The following is a 21,352-nucleotide window of genomic DNA, read 5'->3' on the forward strand; positions in this document are numbered from 1 at the left end:
GAGCAATCTGATGCGTTTTACTGATACCTTCATCCGCCGCCCGGTACTGGCGATCTCTATCAGCATGCTGATTGTCCTGCTGGGGCTGCAAGCACTGAAAGGGATGCAGATCCGGGAATACCCCGAGATGACCAATACGGTTGTCACGGTAAACACCAGTTACTACGGTGCCAACGCCGATCTTATACAGGGCTTTATCACCCAGCCATTGGAACAAGCGATAGCACAAGCTGACAACGTCGATTTTATGACCTCACAAAGTAGCATGGGTGCCAGCGTGATCAGTGTGCATATGCAACTGAATACCGACCCCAATGCCGCCTTGGCGGACATTCTTGCCAAAGTAAACTCGGTGCGTTCACAACTGCCGAGCGAGTCAGAAGATCCGTCAGTTTCATCGTCGACGGGCTCAACTACGTCACTAATCTACATCTCATTTACCAGTGAAAGCCTCAATTCCAGCCAGATTAACGACTACCTGGAGCGGGTTATCCAGCCGCAACTATTTACTATCAATGGGGTCGCCAAAGTTAATCTGTATGGCGGCGTGAAGTATGCAATGCGAGTTTGGCTCGATCCTCAGCGTATGGCAGCCTTCGATCTGACGGCGACAGAGGTGATGCAGGTTCTGCAGGCCAACAACTTCCAGTCAGCACCGGGACAGGCCACTGGGGCTTACGTGCTTTACAACTCTGAAGCCAACACTCAGGTCAAAACTGTTGATGAACTAAAACGAATGGTCGTGGCCAGCCGAGACGGCTCGGTGATACGTGTTGACGATATCGCCAATGTCTCTTTGGAAAAAAGCCACGATACCTACCGAGCAGTAGCAGATGGGCAAAGTGCCGTGGTCGTGGCCGTGGATCCGACCCCCACGGCGAATCCGCTGGAGGTGACTGCTGCGATCCGGGACATGCTGCCTGAGTTTGAACGAAATATTCCTAGCACCATCAAGATGAATGTCTTGTATGACTCCACTATCGCCATCGAAGAATCGATTAACGAAGTGGTCTCCACCATTATCGAAGCGGGCATCATCGTACTCATCGCGATCACCCTGTTTATGGGTTCGTTCCGAGCCGTAGTAATCCCGGTTGTGACCATTCCGCTGTCACTGATCGGTGTCGCCATGGTGATGTCGATGTTTGGTTTCTCACTCAACCTGATGACCCTGCTGGCGATGGTGTTGGCCATTGGTCTGGTAGTAGATGACGCCATCGTGGTGGTAGAGAACGTCGACCGCCACGTCAAAATGGGCAAGACACCGTTCCAGGCAGCCATTATTGGTACCCGAGAGATCACTGTCCCCGTTATCTCAATGACGCTCACTCTGGCTGCGGTATACGCGCCAATCGGATTGATGGGGGGTATTACCGGCTCGCTATTTAAAGAGTTTGCCCTGACGCTGGCTGGCGCAGTGTTCGTCTCTGGAGTGGTAGCACTGACACTGTCGCCCATGATGTGCTCAAAAATGCTCAAACCCCACGACAAGCCCAGCCGCTTCGAGCGATTTGTCGAGGCCTATTTGGGCGCCCTCAGTCGCGGTTACGATAAGGCGCTGCGTGGCGTCATGGCCCACCGTCCGGTGGTGGTGGTGTTTGCTATCTTTGCCTTTGCCAGTCTGCCTATTCTGGCCAAGTTCATCCCCAGCGAACTGGCCCCCAGTGAGGACAAGGGCGGTTACATGCTGTTTGGTAAGGCACCTTCCAATGCCAACCTGGATTACATTGAAAACGCCATGGTTGAAGGGCTACACAAAGTGGATACCCTGCCAGAAGTTCGTTCAACCCTGGTGTTTGCCGGTATTCCCAGTGGTAACCAAGGGCTGGGTATCGTCAACCTGAAAACCTGGAGCGAGCGCGATAAGGGTCAGCAGGAGATCATTCAATCAACTAACCCTTTGATTGCTGATGTACCCGCGGTCGCAATGACAGCTTTCCCGTTCCCAGAGCTGCCAGGGGCGTCGAGTGGTTTGCCTATTCAGTTTGTGATCACCACACCTAACAACTTTGAAAGCCTGTTTGCCGTCGCCAGCAGCTTTCTTGAAGAGCTGAGAACCAATCCAAACTTTGTCTATCTGGACCTGGATCTGAACTACGACTCCGCCACCATGAAGGTACAGATAGACAGGGATAAAGCCGGTGCTTATGGCATCACCATGCAGGATATTGGCACTACCATCAGTGCCATGTTCAGCGATGGCTACGTTAACAGAATCGACCTTGATGGCCGCAGCTATGAGGTGATCCCTCAGGTCAAACGTAAGTGGCGCCTGAATCCAGAATCGCTGAATAACTACTACGTAAGATCTGTTAATGGCGACCCTGTGCCGCTATCGAATCTGGTGAGTATCAGCATTGAAGGACAGCCCCGTACATTGCCGCACTTCAACCAGCTCAACTCTGCCACAATTGGCGCGGTTGCAGCACCTGGGGTAAGCATGGGTAGCGCCATTGACGTGTTTGATGATCTGGCAAGCCGCTTGCTGCCAAAAGGTTACCAGTACGACTATCTGGGCGAAGCGCGTCAGTATGTCACCGAAGGCTCGGCATTGTTCGAAACCTTCCTGCTGGCATTGGCGGTGATCTTCCTGGTACTGGCCAGCCAGTTCGAAAGTGTACGTGATCCCCTGGTAATTATGGTCTCTGTACCTCTGGCAATCTGCGGTGCCCTGATCGCCATGGCGTGGGGACTCTCAACTATGAATATCTATGCTCAGGTAGGCTTGGTTACTCTGATTGGTTTGATCAGTAAACACGGGATCCTGATCTGTGAGGTTGCCAAAGAGATGCAGTTGGAGAAAGGACTGGATCGCACCGAGGCAGTGATTGAAGCCGCCCATGTGCGTTTGCGCGCCATCCTGATGACCACAGTGTCGATGATTGCAGGTCTGATCCCACTGTTGATGGCCAGTGGTGCAGGTGCCGTCAGCCGCTTCAGTATTGGTTTGGTAATTTGCGCGGGGCTTGGTATTGGTACCTTGTTTACCCTATTTGTACTGCCAGTGATTTATACCTATCTGGCAGCCAAACATACGCCTTTGCCTGACGTTGCCAGTTTGCTGGAAGAACCAAAAGCAGGTTAAGTCCAAAACTGGTTTCAACCAGCAAGGCTGGCTACAATGGCCTATCCGCGGGGGTCTGAACAAGGCCCCCGCGACATTCAGGCCCACGTATAAGGTTTAAGATGATTAATCCAAGCAAACTGGAAGAGATCGCCAAACAGATTAGCGGCGCCCTGCCTCCTGGCGTAAAGGCTTTTGCTGATGAGTTCGAAGCCAAAACCAAGCAGGTGCTTCAGGCTCAGCTAAGCAAATTGGATCTGGTCACGCGAGAAGAGTTCGATGTACAGACTCAGGTGCTGCTCCGTACCCGTGAAAAACTAACCGCATTAGAACAGCGTTTAACCGAGTTAGAAGCAAACAACGAATCAAAATCTTCTGAACCTGCTGAAAAAGAATAATTTTTCCGTGATAGCGGATTCAGCAGAGTGAACTATCCTTATCAAAGCACTACTCCTGCAAGAGAGTAGGTCAACTTTGAATAAGGATGGAAGCATGCAGACCAAAACTCTGATTGTGGCGGGCCTCCTCGCCGCAGCTAGCTCACCCGTGATTGCGAAAGATTCTCTGGAAGTGGGTCTTGGCGCTCAATTCCGAAGCACCGCCTATGCAGGCTATGACGATTCCGCTCGCGCTATTCCACTACTCTCGTTTGACACCACCTGGTTCTACGCTGACGGCGCTGAAATTGGTGTGAAAGCCTTGGACAAGGGTCCACACCGTATTGGCATCTTCGTCACCATCAGTGAAGAGGAATGGGATGCTGGCGACAGTGACGACTTCAAAGCTTTTGACGATAAAGATCGCGCATTCCATGTCGGTGCCAGCTACCGATACAAAGCTAAATGGGGTGTGGTGAAGGCGAAGTATTTCACCGATGTCAGTGATGAACATGAAGGTAATGGCGGTGCAATCAGCTACGCCTACCCCTGGAAAGTTTCCAACAAGTTCATGGTTATCCCATCCATCAAATACAAGTATCTGGATGAGGACTACGCCAACTATTACTACGGTATCAGTGCCAGAGATGCGGCAACAACGGCGGGTGTAGAAGCCTATGACACAGGCAGTGCATCCAAAATCACGTTGGGCGTGATGACTCGCTACGCATTCACCAAGCAATGGGCCATGTATGCAGGCGCAAACTACACCATGCTCGACAGTGATCTGGAAGACAGCCCTCTGTTAGATGATGACAAAGAAACCAGCTTCATCTTAGGTGCGGCCTATAAGTTCTGGTAAGCGGAATATGTAGCCATTCCATTAAGGGCAGACCACTAAGGTCTGCCTTTTTTATTTCAGCCCATTCGTGCTCAAAAAAACACCTACCATTTATATCCTGAAACACAACTAACTTACTGAACCAATGAACTTTTCTTCATTAATTACGTTCTGATAACCGACTATAAATCAAATCAAAGGATGAATAATGAAGTACTCCTTAGCACTGGCCAGTTTGTTACTGCCATCCATTGCGATGGCACAGGACGGAGAAACCCTTTCAGTGGGTGCAGGATTTGTGCTGCAAAACAGCGCGTATGCGGATTACGACGACGACAACCGTTTCGTCCCAATTATCAAGTTTGAAAATGAGCACTTTTTTGCAGACAAAGGTGGGCTCGGATACAAGCTGTTCGACAATAAACAACACCGCATCGGTGTCATTGTCGGCGTCGGAAAGGACGAATGGGACTCGGGCAATACCAGCCGTTTCCGCGAGTTAGATAACCGCCACCGTAGTATTGATGCTGGCTTAAGCTACCAGTTCCAGGATCGCCAATACGGCCAGTTCTCAGCAAGTGTCATGACGGATATCAGCGATGACCATAACGGCGTCACAGTGGATCTGGGCTATGGCTATCCATTCCCCATCAATGAAGATCTGATGCTGATCCCCAATATCAGTCTGACCTATATGGATTCTGATTATGCTAACTACTACTACGGCATCTCAGACAAAGAGGCGGCCCGTACCAGCTTCGATGCTTACGACACTGGATCTGCAATGAAATACGGGGTAGGCATCGCAGCCAACTACAAGATCAACGACGAATGGAGCCTGACCGGCGGCGCCAGTTACACCATGCTGGATTCAGATATCGAAGACAGCCCACTGATCGACGACGACAAGGAAACCAGTGTGTTTGTGGGTGTCAGTTATAAGTTTTGGTGATGTAGAGAACGGCTCAGGGAGTGAAGGCTTATTCACTCCCTGACTTGGGCGCAGATACCCTTCTATAAAAAAGAAAACGTACGCTACGCGCCCGAAATATTCCCAGAGATAAATATCTACTGCGGAGCCCGTGCTATCAGGCTAGAAGGTGGCTACCAAGTAGAGTAAACACCCCAGAAGCCATCAATTCACCCAAATACTCGCCAAACTCACCCCGGCCATCAACAAAAACAACACGCCACTTCCTCGATGCAGATAATGCACCGGCATTCTGGATAACCAACGCCTACCGGCAAATACACCGATGGCTGACGTTGCGAGCAACGCCACAGATCCACCCAGCCAAACCGAAAGCGCGGGCTGCTGCACTGCCAATCCCGCCACTGCCAGCTGCGTTTTGTCGCCAAACTCGGCCACAAAAATCATCATAAAGGTAGTAACGATAAGGTGCTTGGTGGAGCGCTCAACACAACCTTGCTCGTCATCACCAGCATCTAACAACGATTGGATACCAAACCAGGTAAATAGCACTGCGACGCCAATAGCGAGCCAGGTTTCAGGGATCCAGGCAGCAAGGGCAGCCCCAAACAAGACGGCCAGCAAATTCAAAACAAGAAACGCCAGGCTGGCACCAATAAACACTGGCCAGGCACGATGTTTCGCAGCCAATGCCATACAAACCAACTGGCTCTTATCGCCAATTTCCGCCAAAAACACCAGGCTAAGCGATAACAAGATCGTCTGAGATGAGAGCATAAAAAAACGCAGCAACTGAATCAGCGGGCGATTTTAACGGATCATAAAATAGACATCATGCGCTATCTCAATACAAATAACGCATGATGGAACTGAGGAGTGTGTAACCGAAAGAGCTAACGACGATAAACCAGCTGCACGTAGGTTTCGCCATCTGCACCATAGACAGAAACATGGGGCACATTGATGTATTTATACATAGAGGCATCGCCAGGAAGCAGTTTCTCGACCAGCAGATTAGGTTCATCAGGTGCAGATTTAAAATGAGGTAACTTCTGTTTATAGAAGGCCAACACTTTCTCTACACTGCCGGCGGCTTTGAAGGTGACCACAGGCAGCCCCTTAATGCCCTCCATCTGCATGCCGTCAGCCAGATGAATACCCAACTCATAGGGTTCGTAGATTGGCAGAGTCACCTCACCGATACGGCTATCACCACCACTAGCTTCCCGCATCGAATCGACAAACTCATCCATCTCCTGCTGTCGGTTTTCCATCTCAGCGGCCATCAATGCTTCATGGTCATTGGGGTCTATGCCTTCCGCCCAATCAGGATTTGCATCTTCATAGGCTTCCATCTGCTCATCACAGATTTCCGACTTCTCAGCATCAAAACCATACTTAGCGGCAATCTGAGTACCACAGGCGACCATCTCGGCTTCTGTTGCTGGGTTCATATGAATAACGTCAGGTAGCTTGGAGATGCATTGGCTGAGATAAGACTTGGTGAACTGATGACAGTCGTTGGCAGAGATACCCAAACAGCCTGTGTAAACCTCATTGGCACACTGTTCAGCCATCGATTTGGTCATCATCCGTTGCAGCATCTCTTTAGGTACAGAGTCAACGGCAATTGAAGGTGCTGCAACGAGCGATAGAGATAACGCGAGTGAAGATATGGGGCGCATGGCCAACCTCCTTGTTATATGGATGCCCACAATCCGCTGTGGGCATAAATACCATCGCTTATTCACGATGTGATAGGAAATAATCATATACCGGGTTTGCGGTTTCGTCACGCCACTCATAGCCGACCTGGTCCAAAGACGCCTCAAATTCAGCTTTCTCTTGATCTGAAACTGCAAATCCAGCGAGCACTCGACCGTAAGCCGCACCATGGTTTCGATAATGAAACAGGGTAATATTCCAGCGTTCACCCAATCCGTTCAGGAAGCGCATCAAAGCGCCCTGAGACTCGGGGAATTCAAAGCCGTAAAGGCGCTCAACCAGCGGCTGCATCGGGCGACCACCGACCATATAACGAACATGTAGCTTAGCCAGCTCGTTATCTGTCAGGTCATGCACTTCGTAGCCGTTGTTTGCCAACGTATCGATCAGACCCGCTAGATCTTTTCGGTCTGACAGACGAACACCGACATAGATATTGGCTTTTTCCGGATCGGCAAAGCGATAATTAAATTCAGTAATACCGTGGCCACCGAGCAATTCACAGAAACGGCGGAAACTGCCTTTCTGCTCAGGGATAGTCACTGCCAATACACCTTCGCGGCCTTCACCTAACTCAGTGCGCTCAGAGACATAACGCAGGGTATGGAAGTTAACATTGGCACCCGACAACACGGTCGTTAATTTCTTGTTTTCCAGCTTATGTTTGGCCTGAAACTTCTTCAATCCAGCCAGAGCCAGCGCACCCGCCGGCTCAGAAACGGCACGGGTATCATCAAAGATATCCTTGATGGCCGCACAAATCTCATCAGTGGAGACGGTGATAACTTCATCAATAAAGGCACTGCATACGCGGAAGGTTTCTTCACCGATAAGCCTGACAGCGACTCCATCGGCAAACAGGCCAACCTGATCCAGAGAGATACGGTCGCCAGCTTCCAATGCTGCCAGCAAACAGGCGGAGTCTTCGGCTTCCACCCCGATCACCTTAATCGAGGGTTTCAATGTCTTAAGGTAAAGCGCGACCCCAGCAGCTAAACCACCACCACCCACGGGCAAAAAGACATAATCCATGTCCCGAGCCTGTTGCAGCAGTTCAACACCGATGGTGCCCTGACCAGCAATCACATCAGGGTCATCAAACGGCGCAGCCAAGGTATAACCTTCCTCTTCCGCTAAGCGCCGAGACTCCGCCGACGCCGCATCAAAGTTTTCGCCGTGAATCACCACATTGCCACCCAAACGACGTACCGAATCCACTTTGATGTCCGGTGTGTTGTTTGGCATCACGATGGTTGCCTTGATACCCAGCTTGTGGCCAGACAAGGCAACCCCTTGTGCATGGTTACCCGCAGAAGCTGCTACCACACCTTTGGCCTGCTGTTCCGCACTCAAATTGGCGATCTTGTTGTACGCACCGCGAATTTTAAAGGAGTGCACCGGCTGCTGATCTTCACGCTTTAGCAAAACCTCACAGCCCAGGCGGGCGGAAAGCTTTTTCATTGGTGTCAGATCAGACACCACAGCAACATCGTAAACTGGCGCCAGCAAGATACGGCGAAGATACTCCGCCGCACTCGGCTGCTGCTTACTCAGGTGGGGCAACAGGTTATTCATTCATGTTTCCGACTTAAAATCTTACATCCCAAACGGGCTGAATCAGCCCAGTTTGCTCTTATCGCGCACCGCGCCCATATCAGCACTGGTAGCCAACGCCGCGTAAGCTTTCAGCGCGAAGCTGACTTGACGCTCGCGACCTTCCGGCTGCCAGGCTGCATCGCCCTTGGCTTCCATAATCTCACGGCGATGGGCCAACTCTTCGTCTGACACTTCAAGGTGCACTTTGCGGTTAGGGATATCGATATCAATGATATCGCCCTGCTGTACCAGGCCGATATTACCGCCGCTGGCTGCTTCCGGAGATACGTGACCAATCGACAGACCCGAGGTACCACCAGAGAAACGACCGTCGGTGATCAGGGCGCACTGCTTACCCAGCCCCATAGATTTTAGGTAACTGGTCGGGTAGAGCATCTCCTGCATACCCGGTCCACCTTTTGGACCTTCGTAGCGGATCAGTACCACTTCGCCCGCCTGAACTTCGCCACCCAGAATGCCAGCAACGGCGTCGTCCTGACTTTCATAGATGCGAGCAGGGCCACGGTGAGTCAGGTTTTCTTCCTCAACACCGGCGGTTTTAACGATACAGCCATTTTCAGCCAGGTTACCAAACAGTACAGCTAGACCGCCGTCTTGGCTGTAAGCATTCTCTTTGCTGCGGATACAACCGTTTTCACGGTCATCATCCAACGTTTCCCAACGGCAGTCCTGACTGAATGCCTGGGTGGTACGGATACCGGCAGGGCCCGCGCGATACATGCTCTTAACCGCATCATCCGCAGTCACCTTGATATCGTACTGCGCAAGGGTGTCTGCCATGGTTTGGCCCAACACATTGGGGACTTCAGTATTGAGCAGACCGGCACGGGCCAATTCGCCAAGAATACCGATCACGCCACCGGCACGGTGAACGTCTTCCATGTGGTACTTGCTGGTCGCCGGAGCCACCTTACACAAGTTAGGTACTTTGCGGGATAGACGGTCCATATCCGCCATGGTGAAATCAACTTCTGCTTCCTGCGCGGCCGCCAACAGGTGTAACACGGTATTGGTTGAACCGCCCATGGCGATATCCAACGCCATCGCATTTTCAAATGCCTGATAAGAAGCGATGTTGCGTGGCAATACCGACTCATCATCCTGCTGGTAATAACGCTTACACAGCTCAACGATACGCTCACCGGCTTTCAGGAACAGCTGTTCGCGATCCGCGTGAGTCGCCAGCAGCGAGCCATTGCCCGGTTGAGACAGACCCAGTGCTTCAGTCAGACAGTTCATTGAGTTAGCGGTAAACATACCTGAGCACGAACCACAGGTAGGGCAAGCACTGCGCTCAACCTGCTCGGTCTGTTCGTCAGAGATATTAGGGTCTGCCGCTTGCACCATGGCATCAACCAAGTCGAGCTTGATAATCTGGTCAGAAAGCTTGGTTTTACCGGCTTCCATCGGGCCACCAGAAACGAAGATCACAGGGATATTCAAGCGCAGCGATGCCATCAGCATGCCCGGCGTGATCTTGTCGCAGTTGGAGATACACACCATGGCATCAGCACAGTGGGCGTTAACCATGTACTCCACAGAGTCAGCAATCAGCTCACGAGAGGGCAGGCTATAGAGCATGCCGCCATGCCCCATGGCGATACCATCATCTACCGCGATGGTATTGAACTCTTTAGCGACGCCGCCAGCCTCTTCAATTGCGCCAGCCACCAGCTGACCCAAGTCCTTAAGATGGACGTGACCCGGTACAAACTGGGTAAAAGAGTTAACCACGGCAATAATCGGTTTGCCGAAGTCACCATCTTTCATACCCGTGGCTCGCCAAAGGGCGCGGGCACCCGCCATATTACGACCCTGAGTAGTCGTCGCTGAACGCAATTTACGTGGCATAACTTAAACTCTCTTTACTGAAACTGTCTGAAGGCTCAGAAAACTGAGCCGCATAAAAATGCGGCTCGGTGCTAGTGATTCAGGTTGATTAATCGACGTAATCCAACCATCCGTTTTTGTCTTCGCTGACCCCTTTCACAAGGTCAAAATAGTCTTTCTGCAATTGGGTAGTCACTGGACCACGGCTACCTTGGCCAACCTGGATACCATCAACGCTGCGAACGGGTGTCACTTCTGCCGCCGTACCGGTCAGGAAGATCTCGTCCGCCAGGTACAGAGCTTCACGTGGGATAGATTGCTCAACCACTTCCAGGCCACGCTCTTTGGCCAGGTACATGATGGTGTTACGGGTAATACCCGGCAGGATCGCACAGGTTGTGGGTGGTGTGGTGATCTTGCCATCTTTCACCAGGAACAGGTTCTCACCCGCACCTTCACTGATGTAGCCATTGATATCCAGGGCCAGACCTTCCTGATAGCCATGACGCTTGGCTTCACCGGCAATCAGCTGGCTCGAAAGGTAGTTACCACCGGCCTTGGCGCCCGTAGGCATGGTGTTAGCGGCCAAACGGTTCCAGCTGGAAACACCCACATCAACACCCTGTTCCAGTGCTTCTTCACCCAGGTAGGTACCCCATTCAAAGGCAGCAATAGACACGTCAGTTTTAGCGTCGTCTTTCACGCGCAAGCCCAGACCGATATCTCCGTAGAAGATCACCGGACGGATGTAAGCGTTGTTCAGTTTGTTGGCGCGGATAACTTCTTTGGTCGCTTCCATGATCTGCTCAGCCGTCACGTCGACGTTCATACGGTAGATCTTGGCAGAATCAAACAGGCGCTGCGTATGCTCCTGATGGCGGAAGATGGCAGGGCCTTTTGGCGTGTTGTATGCGCGCACCCCTTCAAATACCGACGAACCGTAGTGGATCGCATGACTCAGAACGTGAACCTTGGCGTCAGCCCAAGGCATCAACTCGCCGTTAAACCAGATAAATTCAGCTTGCGCAGCCATTAACTATTTCCTTATGCGGTGATCGAGAGTGGTTGCGATTCGGCGTCGAGGGTAACCGAAGCAACGTCTACTAATTTACTCAATTGGCCCTGTAACAGACTGATAGGACGGTCACTGGCCACAGTGACGCTAATAGTAACACTATCCCGCTCTGCTGAGGCGTTCATCTGCATTTCGCGAACGGCAAATCCACGGTGACGTGTCACTCTAAGTAGACGCTCCAGCGTTGCAGGTCGATCCTTCGCTTCTATCTGCATGGTATGCATCATGACTGTTTCTCCATCATATCTTGGTTAGCAGCACCCGGCGGCACCAACGGCCAAACGTTTTCTTCGGCGTCGATGGCCACATGCAGCAGGTAAGGGCCTTTCGCATTGAGCATGGCATCCAGGGCCGCAGGCACCTGCTCTGGCGAAGTGATCAGCTGACCAGGGATATCAAACGCGCTGGCCAGGGTGAGAAATTCGGGGTTGTCGGACAAATTTGTTTCGCTGTAGCGCTTATCGAAGAACAGCTCCTGCCACTGGCGCACCATGCCAAGGCGTTCGTTGTCGATCAGCAGGATCTTCACCGGCAGGTTAAAGCGCTTGATGGTACCCAGCTCCTGAATATTCATCATAATGGAGCCGTCGCCAGTCACGTTCACCACGGTGGCATCGGGGCGGGCAAACTGAGCGCCAATCGCTGCTGGCATGCCAAAACCCATGGTGCCCAAACCACCACTGGACAGGTGATTGTGAGGCGAGTCGAACTGCATATGCTGGGCAACCCACATCTGGTGCTGACCAACATCGCAACTCACTACCGAGTTCTCCGGCAGTTGATCCGACAGCTGGCGCAACATGCTGGGAGCATATATGCCTTTGCCCGGCGCATCGTAACGCCATTTGTACTTCTGTTTCATCGCATCGCACTGCTCGCGCCACTCGTCGATCTCAAGCGGCATCTCAAGCTTGGCCAGTGCCGGTTTCATATCGCCATGAAGCAACGCATGGGGGCGGCGCAGTTTGCCAAACTCCACTTCGTCAATATCGAAGTGAATGATCTTTGCGTCTGGGGCAAAGGTATCCAGCTTGCCTGTCACCCGGTCATCAAAACGTGCACCTACCGCTATCAGCAGGTCACTGCTTTGCACTGCCAAATTAGCCGCCTGATTGCCATGCATCCCCAGCATGCCCAAAAAGCGTGGGTGATGAGGGGGCAAGGTGCCGATCCCTTTCAGGGTGGTCACCGCAGGGATATGGGTGTTGTCGAGAAAAGCACGCAGTTCATCAACAGCGCCTGCGAGCGCAACACCACCACCGACATACAGCACAGGTCTCTCGGCAGCTGACAACAGGCTGCGGGCCAGTGCCATATGGTCATCCGCTGGTGCAGGTGTCGCTTCTTCCTCTAACAATAAAGGCGGAAGTTCGGCCTCAGCCAGCTGAATATCTTTGGGTATATCAACCAGTACAGGACCTGGGCGGCCACTGCGAGCGAGTTCAAATGCTTGCTGCAGGATGTCACCCAGCTCAGAGACATCTTCTACCAGGAAGCTGTGTTTGGTGATGGGCAGGGATAAACCTAATACATCCACTTCCTGGAATGCATCAGTACCGATCAGCGGGCTGGCAACCTGTCCAGTGATAGCAACAACGGGGATCGAATCCAGATAAGCGTCCGCCAACCCTGTGATCAGGTTGGTCGCGCCAGGGCCTGATGTCGCCAGGCATACACCGACATCGCCACTGGCACGGGCATATCCAACTGCGGCGAGTGCTGCACCCTGCTCATTGCGGACCAGCACATGCTGAATGTCGCTCTCATAGAAGGCGTCATAGATCGGCATGATTGCGCCACCCGGATAACCAAAGCAGGTGGTTACCCCTTGTTGCGCCAGTGCCTTTATTACCAGCTGTGCTCCGTTCATCAAAAATCCCACAATCGTTTTGAATACACTCGCTTGGTTAGAAAACTGCGAGGTATATAAAAAAAAACCCCCGGACCTTTCGGCGCGGGGGTTAGATATTCAGTGCTGTCTACCTAAATAAAACCCCGCGCGGTTGGATAATCACCACCACGACACGGACAATAATAAGTAGGCTTGAAGACAACATGTTCATGATTCTTTGCTATGCGTAAAATTATAATTACACGTCAGTTGGGCAAATTAATATCACAGCTTTTGACAGATAACAATTTTTTTGAGCTAAGTTTTTTAGATAGTATCCCTAAGTAAGGCTGCTGGATGCACCAATGAAGTTCTGTAAGGGTTTGATCTGTGGATTGCTTTGGCTAGTTGCTTGGCCGTGCTTCAGCGACATGCCTGAACCCAACCAGATAACCATCAGCGTGCTTGATTTCCGTGGCGAAGAAGAGGCCTTACAGCGCTGGCTTCCGCTCGCCAAAAAGATCGAAAACACCCTGGGCGTCAGGGTCGATTTGTCAGCACTGCGCCATAAACAGCAGGTTAAGCTCGCGTCAGAAAGTCACATCATCATCTCAAACCCCATAGTGACCAGTGAGATCTCTGCGCAATTACCCGACTACCGAGTTATCGCTACGCTCAATAGTCCCAGCCAGGGACCGCGATTTGGCGGTAATATTCTGGTCAGTGAGGAGAGTGAGATCCGTACCCTGGAGCAGCTAAAGGGTCGCGTGATAGGTGTGGTTAACCAGCAGAGCTCTGCCGGAGGCTTTGTCTTCCAGGCTTACGAGCTGATACAGTTGGGATGGTCTCCGTTAAATGAATATGTCGAGCTGGTATCCCTGCACAATCAATACGCCATATTGGAGCGACTGGAAAAAGGTCAGATTGATGCAGGTTTTGTCCGCAATAACATACTGGATGAAACAGAAGATTTTGAAGCAAGCAAGTTTCGCATGTTGATGAGACAGGACTACGCCTGTACCGCGGCGACAACGCCTCTTTACCCTCACTGGGGGGTGACCGTCAGCAATCGGTTGTCCAAGCAACAACAGCAGAAGTTACAAACCATGCTGTTGCAACTAACGGCTGATAACATCGCGGCGCGGCGTGCCAATATCCTTGGATTTATTGCACCACTGGACTATACCCAAGTGCACGCATTACTGGAAAAGGTGCTCCCTCACAAGCATCATTATTAAGCTCGGGCGACCATATTCGCCTGTATTTTCATGGATGAATCAAAGCGAAAGGAGTTGCTTATATGACCCTGGCGATTGTTCACAGCCGCGCTTCCGTCGGTGTAGCCGCCCCCCAAGTAGATATTGAAGCCCATCTCGGCGCAGGTCTCCCTGCATTTACCATTGTTGGCCTGCCCGAAGCGTCGGTCAGAGAGTCAAGAGAACGCGTACGCAGTGCGCTGTTGACCAGCCAGTATGAGTTCCCCGCCAGGCGGATCACGGTCAATCTGGCACCTGCCGACCTGCCCAAAGGTGGTGGTCGTTTTGATCTGCCCATCGCATTGGGGATCCTGTGTGCTTCAGGGCAACTCCCACCAGAACAGCTCGATAAGTATGAATTTGCTGGCGAATTAGCGCTGGACGGTAGCCTGAGGAAAATAGACGGTGCCATACCTCTGGCCATTGCCGCTGCGGAAGCGGGTCGCACCCTGATTCTGCCGGAACAAAGCGCTCTGGAGGCGCAGCGTGTTGAAGGCTGCAAGGTGCTGGCGGCCAATCATCTGCTGGCCGTTGCAGCACATCTGCGTGGCGCACAGCCTTTGACCGCCCCGCCAACAGAAGCAGCATACACACCAGAGCTGGATTACCCGGATATGCACGATGTTAAAGGCCAGTATCTGGCCAAACGCGCACTCACTATCGCCGCAGCAGGCAATCACCATCTACTGTTTTTTGGACCGCCGGGCACAGGTAAAAGTATGTTGGCCAGCCGCTTGCCGGGCATACTCCCGCCCATGGATCAACAACAAGCGCTGGAATCCAGTGCCGTCTATTCGGTAAGCCATCAGGGTTTTGACCCCTCTCACTGGCGCAAACGCCCGTTCCGAGCCCCTCATCATAGCTGTTCCGCCATTGCTCTGGTGGGGGGCGGCAGTCATCCGAAACCCGGCGAGATAAGTCTGGCGCACCATGGTGTACTGTTTCTCGACGAATTGACCGAGTACGACAGGCGCGTATTGGAGATGCTCAGGGAGCCACTGGAGAATGGCCACGTGACTATTTCACGCGCTGCGAATCAGTCAGAATTTCCGGCACGATTTCAGTTAATCGCCGCAATGAATCCCAGCCCCTGCGGCACTTGGGGAGATCCCAGCGTACAGAGCCGCTCAACACCCGATCAGGTAAAACGCTATCTCAACAAGCTCTCCGGGCCCTTTATTGACCGCTTTGACCTCACCGTGGATGTGCCGCGGGTATCCCCCAAAGAACTGGCGGCACTGCCGGACGATGGACACAACTCAGCCACGATAGCCAGCAGCGTGGCCACGGCCCATCAACAGGCGATGAGTCGACAGGGCGTGGCAAACGCGCAACTGGGCGGAAAAGCCCTAGATCAACACTGCAAACTCACCGCTGAGGGAAATCGCTTTCTGGGGGATGCCATCGATAAGCTGGGCCTGTCGGCCCGCGCCTATCATCGCGTACTCAGAGTCGCCAGGACCATTGCCGACCTGGAACAAGCCGCTCAGATCCAAGAGCAACACCTTGCAGAGGCCTTAGGCTTCCGAGCGTTTGACCGGTTTCTTGCTCGGCTTAATGCGGCTTGATGCGGTTAAAATCTTTTTTAGATTGCTTTCAATTGGATGGTTGTTTTTTAACCTTGCCGGTGCCAGCATTAGCCCTGATGGAAATTTAACACACTGAATTTAAAGAATAAGGATATTCTAATGAGTTACACCCTAAACTTAGCACTGAAACGCTATCACCAACCTTTTGGAAATAAAGAAGCCATTTCAAAGCTTGCCAATGCTCTGGACTTACCGAAACACTTCCTTCGCGGAGAAGACTCAAGAATCGCAGTCGCGCTAGCAGGTACGATTATGTATCGGCAGTTATCCAGACTAGACCGCATATCTGTAATGCAAAGTATTCAATCATTGAGTTATCGCCCTTTGATCGGTCAACTTGTAACAAGGTGCACAGACCCTATGGTGCAGCACCAATGGGCAGAATGGTCCATGACAAATTAAGAGTTGGAAGAAGTTCTGGCCTTTCACAACTCATTGAACCGTTGGTCCAGCGTAATTGGGGCGAATCCAGGTGCATACGGAGTAGGAGCCTCAGTCTGGAGTATTGTTAAACAGGGCGCAGGAAAAGGTAATATGATTACGCTAATTGCCTCTTTGGCACTTATAGGTATCCACGAGTTCTCACATTCTGAAACTCAAAGATACTCATCTGAGCTGGAGAGAAGAAAGCTGTTGTCGGGAGCCAACCAATGAAATTGTTCAAAGCCGCTGTTGGCTTCCTCGCTATCTACACTGTTTTAACAGCCATAGCTGCACTGTTTACGACGATTTTTGTTGAATCTACGCCACATTCTCTAAATATCGCTGTCACGGTAATAGCAACAGTTCTCGTATCCCGCCGCATGAAAGTCGAATTTAGACAAGTGCGCGAGTGCATTACTCTTTGCTTAATGGGTGGACTTGCGGCAGGAACACACCTAGGAATACTGTCACGAGTAGTAGGGGCTATCTCTCAACTGACTCCAGCCGAAGTTGTATTATCCATGTTAGTAAACAGCGCCGCAGTTGCTTTAACACTATTTCTCAGCCGACCAAGAACGGATAAAAACATTCAGCACTCGACAGACTAATACAACCTCTGTAGATGGTTCACCGCTCACTCAAATGTGTTTGGGGAATGCAGCACTCGTTCAAAGCTTTCTGATCAATTACTGCATTCCACAATTATGACTAATTAGCCACTTATTTAGGCTCTGCTTTGGGCTCTACCGCCGCCAGCGCCTCACCGATTTTGGCTTTCTGTGCCTCGGTGAGGCTGCCATCAGCCAACAGATCAATAATCACCTGGGTATAAACTTCGCCCAGCTCTGGGACTTCAAGCGCCTCAGGGGGTAGCGGAGGCATCGGCATAGCGTCATACAAAATGCCATGTTCATGCATAGCTTCAAACTCCATCTCCCACCCTTCGGCCCACTGCTCCATATGGTCAGATATCCGCTCTCCCATCGCTTCCAGATGCTCAGACAGATGCTCCATGCGTTCGGCGACCTGCAGATAATGGCGCTGCATGTCCCTGCTGGCACGTGGGTGGTCTATCTCGTGGAATGAAATACGGTAGCTGTCGTCACGTTCACAGCTATGTAACTTGATCAGTTTATCCAACCGACGTTTGGTCGCTTCGTCGTATCCTTCCAGGACCGCAGTACGAGACACATCATCACAAGCATCAGCCAAAGTGAGTTGGTGCTTTTGCCTTGCGCCATGTTTGTCCTGAGTAAACAGCGAGATGTTGCCTTGAATGACATCGATGCGCAGCTGTCTTAGTCCCTGGTCATCGCCTCCCGCCAGTGCCGAATTCATTGCCAATGTGGTACCCAGCACACCGGCAGTCGCCATAGAAAATAGGTTCATAATGTTTCCCTCTTGAACGTAAAGTGAATGCCTTGCCAATGCGGAAACAGCGGTTTCTGCATTAGCCTGACCTTACGGTTACAAGGGCTGTGCCAATATTTTTAGCATTTATAAAACAAAGGGTTACAGATTTAAAATGCAAGGCTCTCTATGACAAATCCTGATATCAGGAAACCGATTTCCTGATATGGGGAAATTTCTCCTGTTGGTTTCCAGCCTGTACCGCTACATTGTATGTATCTCAATGTTTTATCTTGGTTTTTGTAACTTGGTGCGGTATTTGTTTAGACCCAGGTAAGCGCAATAAATGTAGTAAGTTAAGCTTGCTGCAAAACCATCGAGGAAGGTATGAGCCTGAAGCGTTACCTGTTTTTAATCTTTTCCGCGGTCATCCTGGTATTGACCGCCCTGCAGCTGACATCGCTCTGGTGGCTGCAACAACGCATGAACACCGCCGTTATCGACAGCAGTCAGGATCTTTCCAAAGAGCTGATAAGGCTGGCGCTGCAGGAGGCGGACCTGGATTTCCAAGCGATAGTCATACCGGAGATCCCCTCTCCCCCGGATCCCGTGCGAGTGCATAGGGAGGACATGCGTGCACATAGCAACGAAGTAAAACGTGAACAGCTTGAGCATGAGATTGAACATCTCACCGACCAGATGGATGAGATTGGTGATGCCTATGAAGAACTGCACGAAAACCTAGAGTATCCACTGGATGAAAGGCAGCAGCGTGCACTGGCACAGAAGCAGAGACAACTGGAACGGCGCAGTGAACATTTAAGCCGCCAATTGGCGCAGCGGGTTGAACAACAAGTACAGCTGCAGCTGCAAGCTCTGGAAACCAGCCGATCTGAGACAACCGGCCAATTGATGGTGCAGCACCTGAGTGACGATGGCGAACGCACCCTGATACTGGAAAACCTGGAGATTCCCGAATTGGAAAACTGGGAGCGCAGCGTGACCCTGCATTCGGCGGTGTGGATCAGTTTTGTTTTGATCTGTCTGTCCGCACTGTTAGCCACCTACTGGCTCAGTCACCATATCAGCCAACCCTTGGCCAAACTCAGCGAAGGCCATAAACGCCTGGCGGCCGGCGAGCAGGGCGTAAGCGTCACACCAGAGGGTACCCAGGAGCTGCGCCAAACTATTCAGGGCTTTAACAGCATGGCAGCAGATCTGAATGAGCTGGCCCAACTGCGAAGCAAACAACAGGATCTGCAACAACTGGCCGAGCTGGGCGAAGTCAGTCGGGGTATCGCCCACGCACTGCGTAATCCGCTGCATATGATTGGCCTGGCACTCGAACAGCTGGCAAACACCGAAGACCCAGAGCAGGCTGCCAAGCTGCAGCAACAGATCCGCCAGAAGATGGCTCGTATGGATGGCCACATTCGCAACCTGATGGCACTCAGCCCCAATCAGGGAGAAACACAGCCGGTGCCGCTACAGCAACTACTGCAGGACATTCAGCTGGAGCTGGCTACCCACCCGAAACACCCAGCGGTGGTGCTGAAAGGTGATATGAGTGAGATTAAGCTTAACGGGAACGAAACCGAGCTGCGCAGCATCTTGCATACGCTGCTGGTGAATGCAGTCGAGGCCGCACCGGAGAAGGCCAGGGTGCATATCGTAGCCAAGTCGAGCGACGAAGGTTTGAAGGTGTTGGTAGAGGACGAAGGCGAGGGTATAGATCCCGGTGTTAAAGAAACACTGTTCCAGCCCCACGTCAGTAGCAAAGCCGATGGTGCAGGCATGGGTCTGTATATCGCACGTCGCCTGATGCGACAGCATTACCAAGGCGACCTCACTTTAACGGAAAAACCCAGTGGTGGCTGCATCGCCATTCTCAGTTTCCCAAGAGGTAGTCATGTCTGAGAGACCAATGCCTAAGAAACAAATGCCTGAAATACGCATGACTGAGGCAAACACAAGCCAACCACTGCAACTATTGGTGGTAGAGGACGACCCAGATCAGAATCAGCTTATCTGTCAGATGTTGGATGCTGAAGGCTACCAGGCGACACCTGCGTTGGACCTACCCAGCGCCCAGCAGCTACTAAAGCAGCAGCGTTTTGACATCATTCTCAGCGATTGGAAACTGGGCCCAGATGATGGCCTAACCCTGCTCAAACAGGTGCGTGCCAGTGATGCCGATATCGGTTTTGTGATGGCCACGGCCTATGGCTCCATTGGAACAGCAGTGGAGGCGATCCAGGCCGGCGCCGATGACTACCTGAGTAAGCCATTTCAGCGCCAGACCCTGCTAATTGCACTGGAAAAAGCAGCCAAACAACACAAGCTCAAACTACAGAACCGACGCCTGAATGCGGCGCTCAGTCGCCAGGATCAGTTAGTAGATCTGATCGGTCATGCCGACTGTATGCAGCGTGTGTTTCAACGAATCGAGCGTGTATCTGGTACCGATGCCACCGTATTGGTCACCGGCCCCAGCGGTACGGGCAAAGAGCTGGCAGCCCGCGCCCTTCACCAACTCTCGCCACGGGCCAACCAACCCTTTATCGCCATCAACTGTGGTGCTATCCCTGAATCATTGGCAGAAGCGGAATTGTTTGGCGCAGAAAAGGGCGCCTACACCGGTGCGAACAGTGTCAAGATCGGTGTGTTTGAAGCAGCAGATGGCGGCACCCTGTTTCTTGATGAGATAGGCGAACTGCCATTGGCGATGCAGCCCCTGCTGTTGCGCGCACTGCAGGAGGGCGTGATAAACCGCCTCGGCAGCCGTCTGTCAAAAACAGTGAATGTCCGGGTGATCGCAGCGACCAACCGAGATCTGGCTCAGGAAGTCGCCGACAGCAACTTCCGCGAAGACCTGTTTTACCGGCTTAATATTGTTCCCATTCAGATGCCACCTCTGCGAGAGCGCCGTGAAGATATCGGGCGGTTGCTGGAACACTTTGTTCAGCTCAACTGCCAGCGTTATAAGTTGCCTCGACCCGAACTTCCGGCGCAGGTAATAAAGCAATTATTGGACGCTCCCTGGCCGGGCAATGTGCGTGAGCTGGCTAACCGCGTAGAGCGTTTTGTACTGCTCGGTGATATCCAGGAACTGTTGCAAGGGCTGCATGATCAAGGTGCGCACTCTTCTCTGTTTTCTCTGCCCGATGAGGGCGTCAACTGGGAACAGTTTGAGCGGGATTGCTTGCAGCAAGCTCTGCAACGTCACGGTGGTAATCGCACCAAAGCGGCTGCTTTTCTTCAATTACCTTACAAAGCCTTTCTTTATCGACTGGAAAAGTACGATATCCGCTAAGCTCTATTAAAGAGCAAAACAGAGGCTTAACCGCCGCTATCGGGCCGTCCGAGAAGGCGCTATCAAAAAGCTATGCCCAGATTAGATCTGCGATTAGAATAGCGCCCACTTATATGCCCAGTTTTTAACC

The 21,352-nt window shown here is 51.9% G+C and carries 18 protein-coding genes; 10 read left to right on the top strand and 8 right to left on the bottom strand.

Going from position 1 to position 21,352, the window contains the following annotated elements; all coding sequences use genetic code 11:
• Nucleotides 1-10: 10 nt before the first annotated feature.
• From ABEA14_RS15470 to ABEA14_RS15485, 4 genes are all read left to right on the top strand, one after another.
• Nucleotides 11-3,085 carry a multidrug efflux RND transporter permease subunit gene (locus ABEA14_RS15470; RefSeq protein ID WP_345341105.1) on the top strand — a complete coding sequence of 1,025 codons (3,075 nt, stop codon included), beginning with the start codon at nucleotides 11-13 and terminating at the stop codon, nucleotides 3,083-3,085.
• Between the two features lie 101 nt (nucleotides 3,086-3,186).
• On the top strand, nucleotides 3,187-3,462 hold the full coding sequence (ubiK, locus tag ABEA14_RS15475) for a ubiquinone biosynthesis accessory factor UbiK (RefSeq protein WP_345341107.1): 276 nt from the start codon (nucleotides 3,187-3,189) through the stop codon (nucleotides 3,460-3,462).
• Between the two features lie 94 nt (nucleotides 3,463-3,556).
• A complete protein-coding gene (locus ABEA14_RS15480) occupies nucleotides 3,557-4,303 on the top strand; it encodes a MipA/OmpV family protein (protein ID WP_345341109.1) in 747 nt (248 codons plus the stop codon).
• A gap of 187 nt (nucleotides 4,304-4,490) precedes the next feature.
• The gene (locus tag ABEA14_RS15485; protein WP_345341111.1) at nucleotides 4,491-5,234 is read left to right on the top strand and encodes a MipA/OmpV family protein; all 744 of its coding nucleotides are present in this window, start codon (nucleotides 4,491-4,493) and stop codon (nucleotides 5,232-5,234) included.
• A gap of 183 nt (nucleotides 5,235-5,417) precedes the next feature.
• Here the strand turns inward: ABEA14_RS15485 and ABEA14_RS15490 are convergent, their stop codons facing one another.
• The 7 genes from ABEA14_RS15490 to ilvG form a co-directional block, all read right to left on the bottom strand.
• A complete protein-coding gene (locus tag ABEA14_RS15490) occupies nucleotides 5,418-5,990 on the bottom strand; it encodes a TMEM165/GDT1 family protein (protein ID WP_345341113.1) in 573 nt (190 codons plus the stop codon).
• Between the two features lie 116 nt (nucleotides 5,991-6,106).
• Nucleotides 6,107-6,898 (bottom strand): hypothetical protein, encoded by a 792-nt coding sequence (locus ABEA14_RS15495; RefSeq protein ID WP_345341115.1) that lies wholly within the window; start codon nucleotides 6,896-6,898, stop codon nucleotides 6,107-6,109.
• A gap of 58 nt (nucleotides 6,899-6,956) precedes the next feature.
• Entirely contained in the window at nucleotides 6,957-8,513 is a 1,557-nt protein-coding gene (gene ilvA, locus ABEA14_RS15500) for a threonine ammonia-lyase, biosynthetic (RefSeq protein WP_345341117.1), read from the bottom strand.
• A 42-nt stretch (nucleotides 8,514-8,555) separates the two neighbouring features.
• A complete protein-coding gene (ilvD, locus tag ABEA14_RS15505) occupies nucleotides 8,556-10,406 on the bottom strand; it encodes a dihydroxy-acid dehydratase (RefSeq protein ID WP_345341119.1) in 1,851 nt (616 codons plus the stop codon).
• 88 nt (nucleotides 10,407-10,494) lie between these two features.
• Entirely contained in the window at nucleotides 10,495-11,418 is a 924-nt protein-coding gene (locus tag ABEA14_RS15510; protein ID WP_345341121.1) for a branched-chain amino acid transaminase, read from the bottom strand.
• Between the two features lie 11 nt (nucleotides 11,419-11,429).
• Complete coding sequence (gene ilvM, locus ABEA14_RS15515; RefSeq protein WP_345341123.1) at nucleotides 11,430-11,687, bottom strand: acetolactate synthase 2 small subunit; 258 nt, start codon at nucleotides 11,685-11,687, stop codon at nucleotides 11,430-11,432.
• Nucleotides 11,684-13,330 (bottom strand): acetolactate synthase 2 catalytic subunit, encoded by a 1,647-nt coding sequence (gene ilvG, locus ABEA14_RS15520; RefSeq protein WP_345341125.1) that lies wholly within the window; start codon nucleotides 13,328-13,330, stop codon nucleotides 11,684-11,686. The genes ilvM and ilvG overlap by 4 nt, the downstream gene beginning before the upstream one ends.
• Before the next feature lie 326 nt (nucleotides 13,331-13,656).
• Here ilvG and ABEA14_RS15525 point away from each other — a divergent pair, with 326 nt between their 5' ends.
• From ABEA14_RS15525 to ABEA14_RS15540, 4 genes are all read left to right on the top strand, one after another.
• Entirely contained in the window at nucleotides 13,657-14,529 is an 873-nt protein-coding gene (locus ABEA14_RS15525; RefSeq protein ID WP_345341127.1) for a phosphate/phosphite/phosphonate ABC transporter substrate-binding protein, read from the top strand.
• A gap of 62 nt (nucleotides 14,530-14,591) precedes the next feature.
• Nucleotides 14,592-16,115, top strand: coding sequence for a YifB family Mg chelatase-like AAA ATPase (locus ABEA14_RS15530; RefSeq protein WP_345341129.1), 1,524 nt, complete (start codon nucleotides 14,592-14,594; stop codon nucleotides 16,113-16,115).
• 120 nt (nucleotides 16,116-16,235) lie between these two features.
• Entirely contained in the window at nucleotides 16,236-16,538 is a 303-nt protein-coding gene (locus tag ABEA14_RS15535; RefSeq protein WP_345341131.1) for a hypothetical protein, read from the top strand.
• A 248-nt stretch (nucleotides 16,539-16,786) separates the two neighbouring features.
• Nucleotides 16,787-17,167 (top strand): hypothetical protein, encoded by a 381-nt coding sequence (locus tag ABEA14_RS15540; RefSeq protein ID WP_345341133.1) that lies wholly within the window; start codon nucleotides 16,787-16,789, stop codon nucleotides 17,165-17,167.
• Nucleotides 17,168-17,279: 112 nt separating this feature from the next.
• Here ABEA14_RS15540 and ABEA14_RS15545 read toward each other — a convergent pair whose 3' ends face one another.
• The gene (locus ABEA14_RS15545) at nucleotides 17,280-17,948 is read right to left on the bottom strand and encodes a hypothetical protein (protein ID WP_345341135.1); all 669 of its coding nucleotides are present in this window, start codon (nucleotides 17,946-17,948) and stop codon (nucleotides 17,280-17,282) included.
• 348 nt (nucleotides 17,949-18,296) lie between these two features.
• On the opposite strand from ABEA14_RS15545, the gene ABEA14_RS15550 reads away from it, so the two are divergent.
• Nucleotides 18,297-19,826: an ATP-binding protein gene (locus ABEA14_RS15550; RefSeq protein WP_345341137.1), complete on the top strand. Its 1,530-nt coding sequence runs from the start codon at nucleotides 18,297-18,299 to the stop codon at nucleotides 19,824-19,826.
• Nucleotides 19,827-19,863: 37 nt separating this feature from the next.
• Nucleotides 19,864-21,222: a sigma-54-dependent transcriptional regulator gene (locus ABEA14_RS15555; RefSeq protein WP_345341342.1), complete on the top strand. Its 1,359-nt coding sequence runs from the start codon at nucleotides 19,864-19,866 to the stop codon at nucleotides 21,220-21,222.
• Nucleotides 21,223-21,352 lie beyond the last annotated feature (130 nt).

Origin of the sequence: Corallincola platygyrae, from assembly GCF_039544265.1 — a bacterium.
GTDB lineage: Bacteria > Pseudomonadota > Gammaproteobacteria > Enterobacterales > Neiellaceae > Corallincola > Corallincola platygyrae.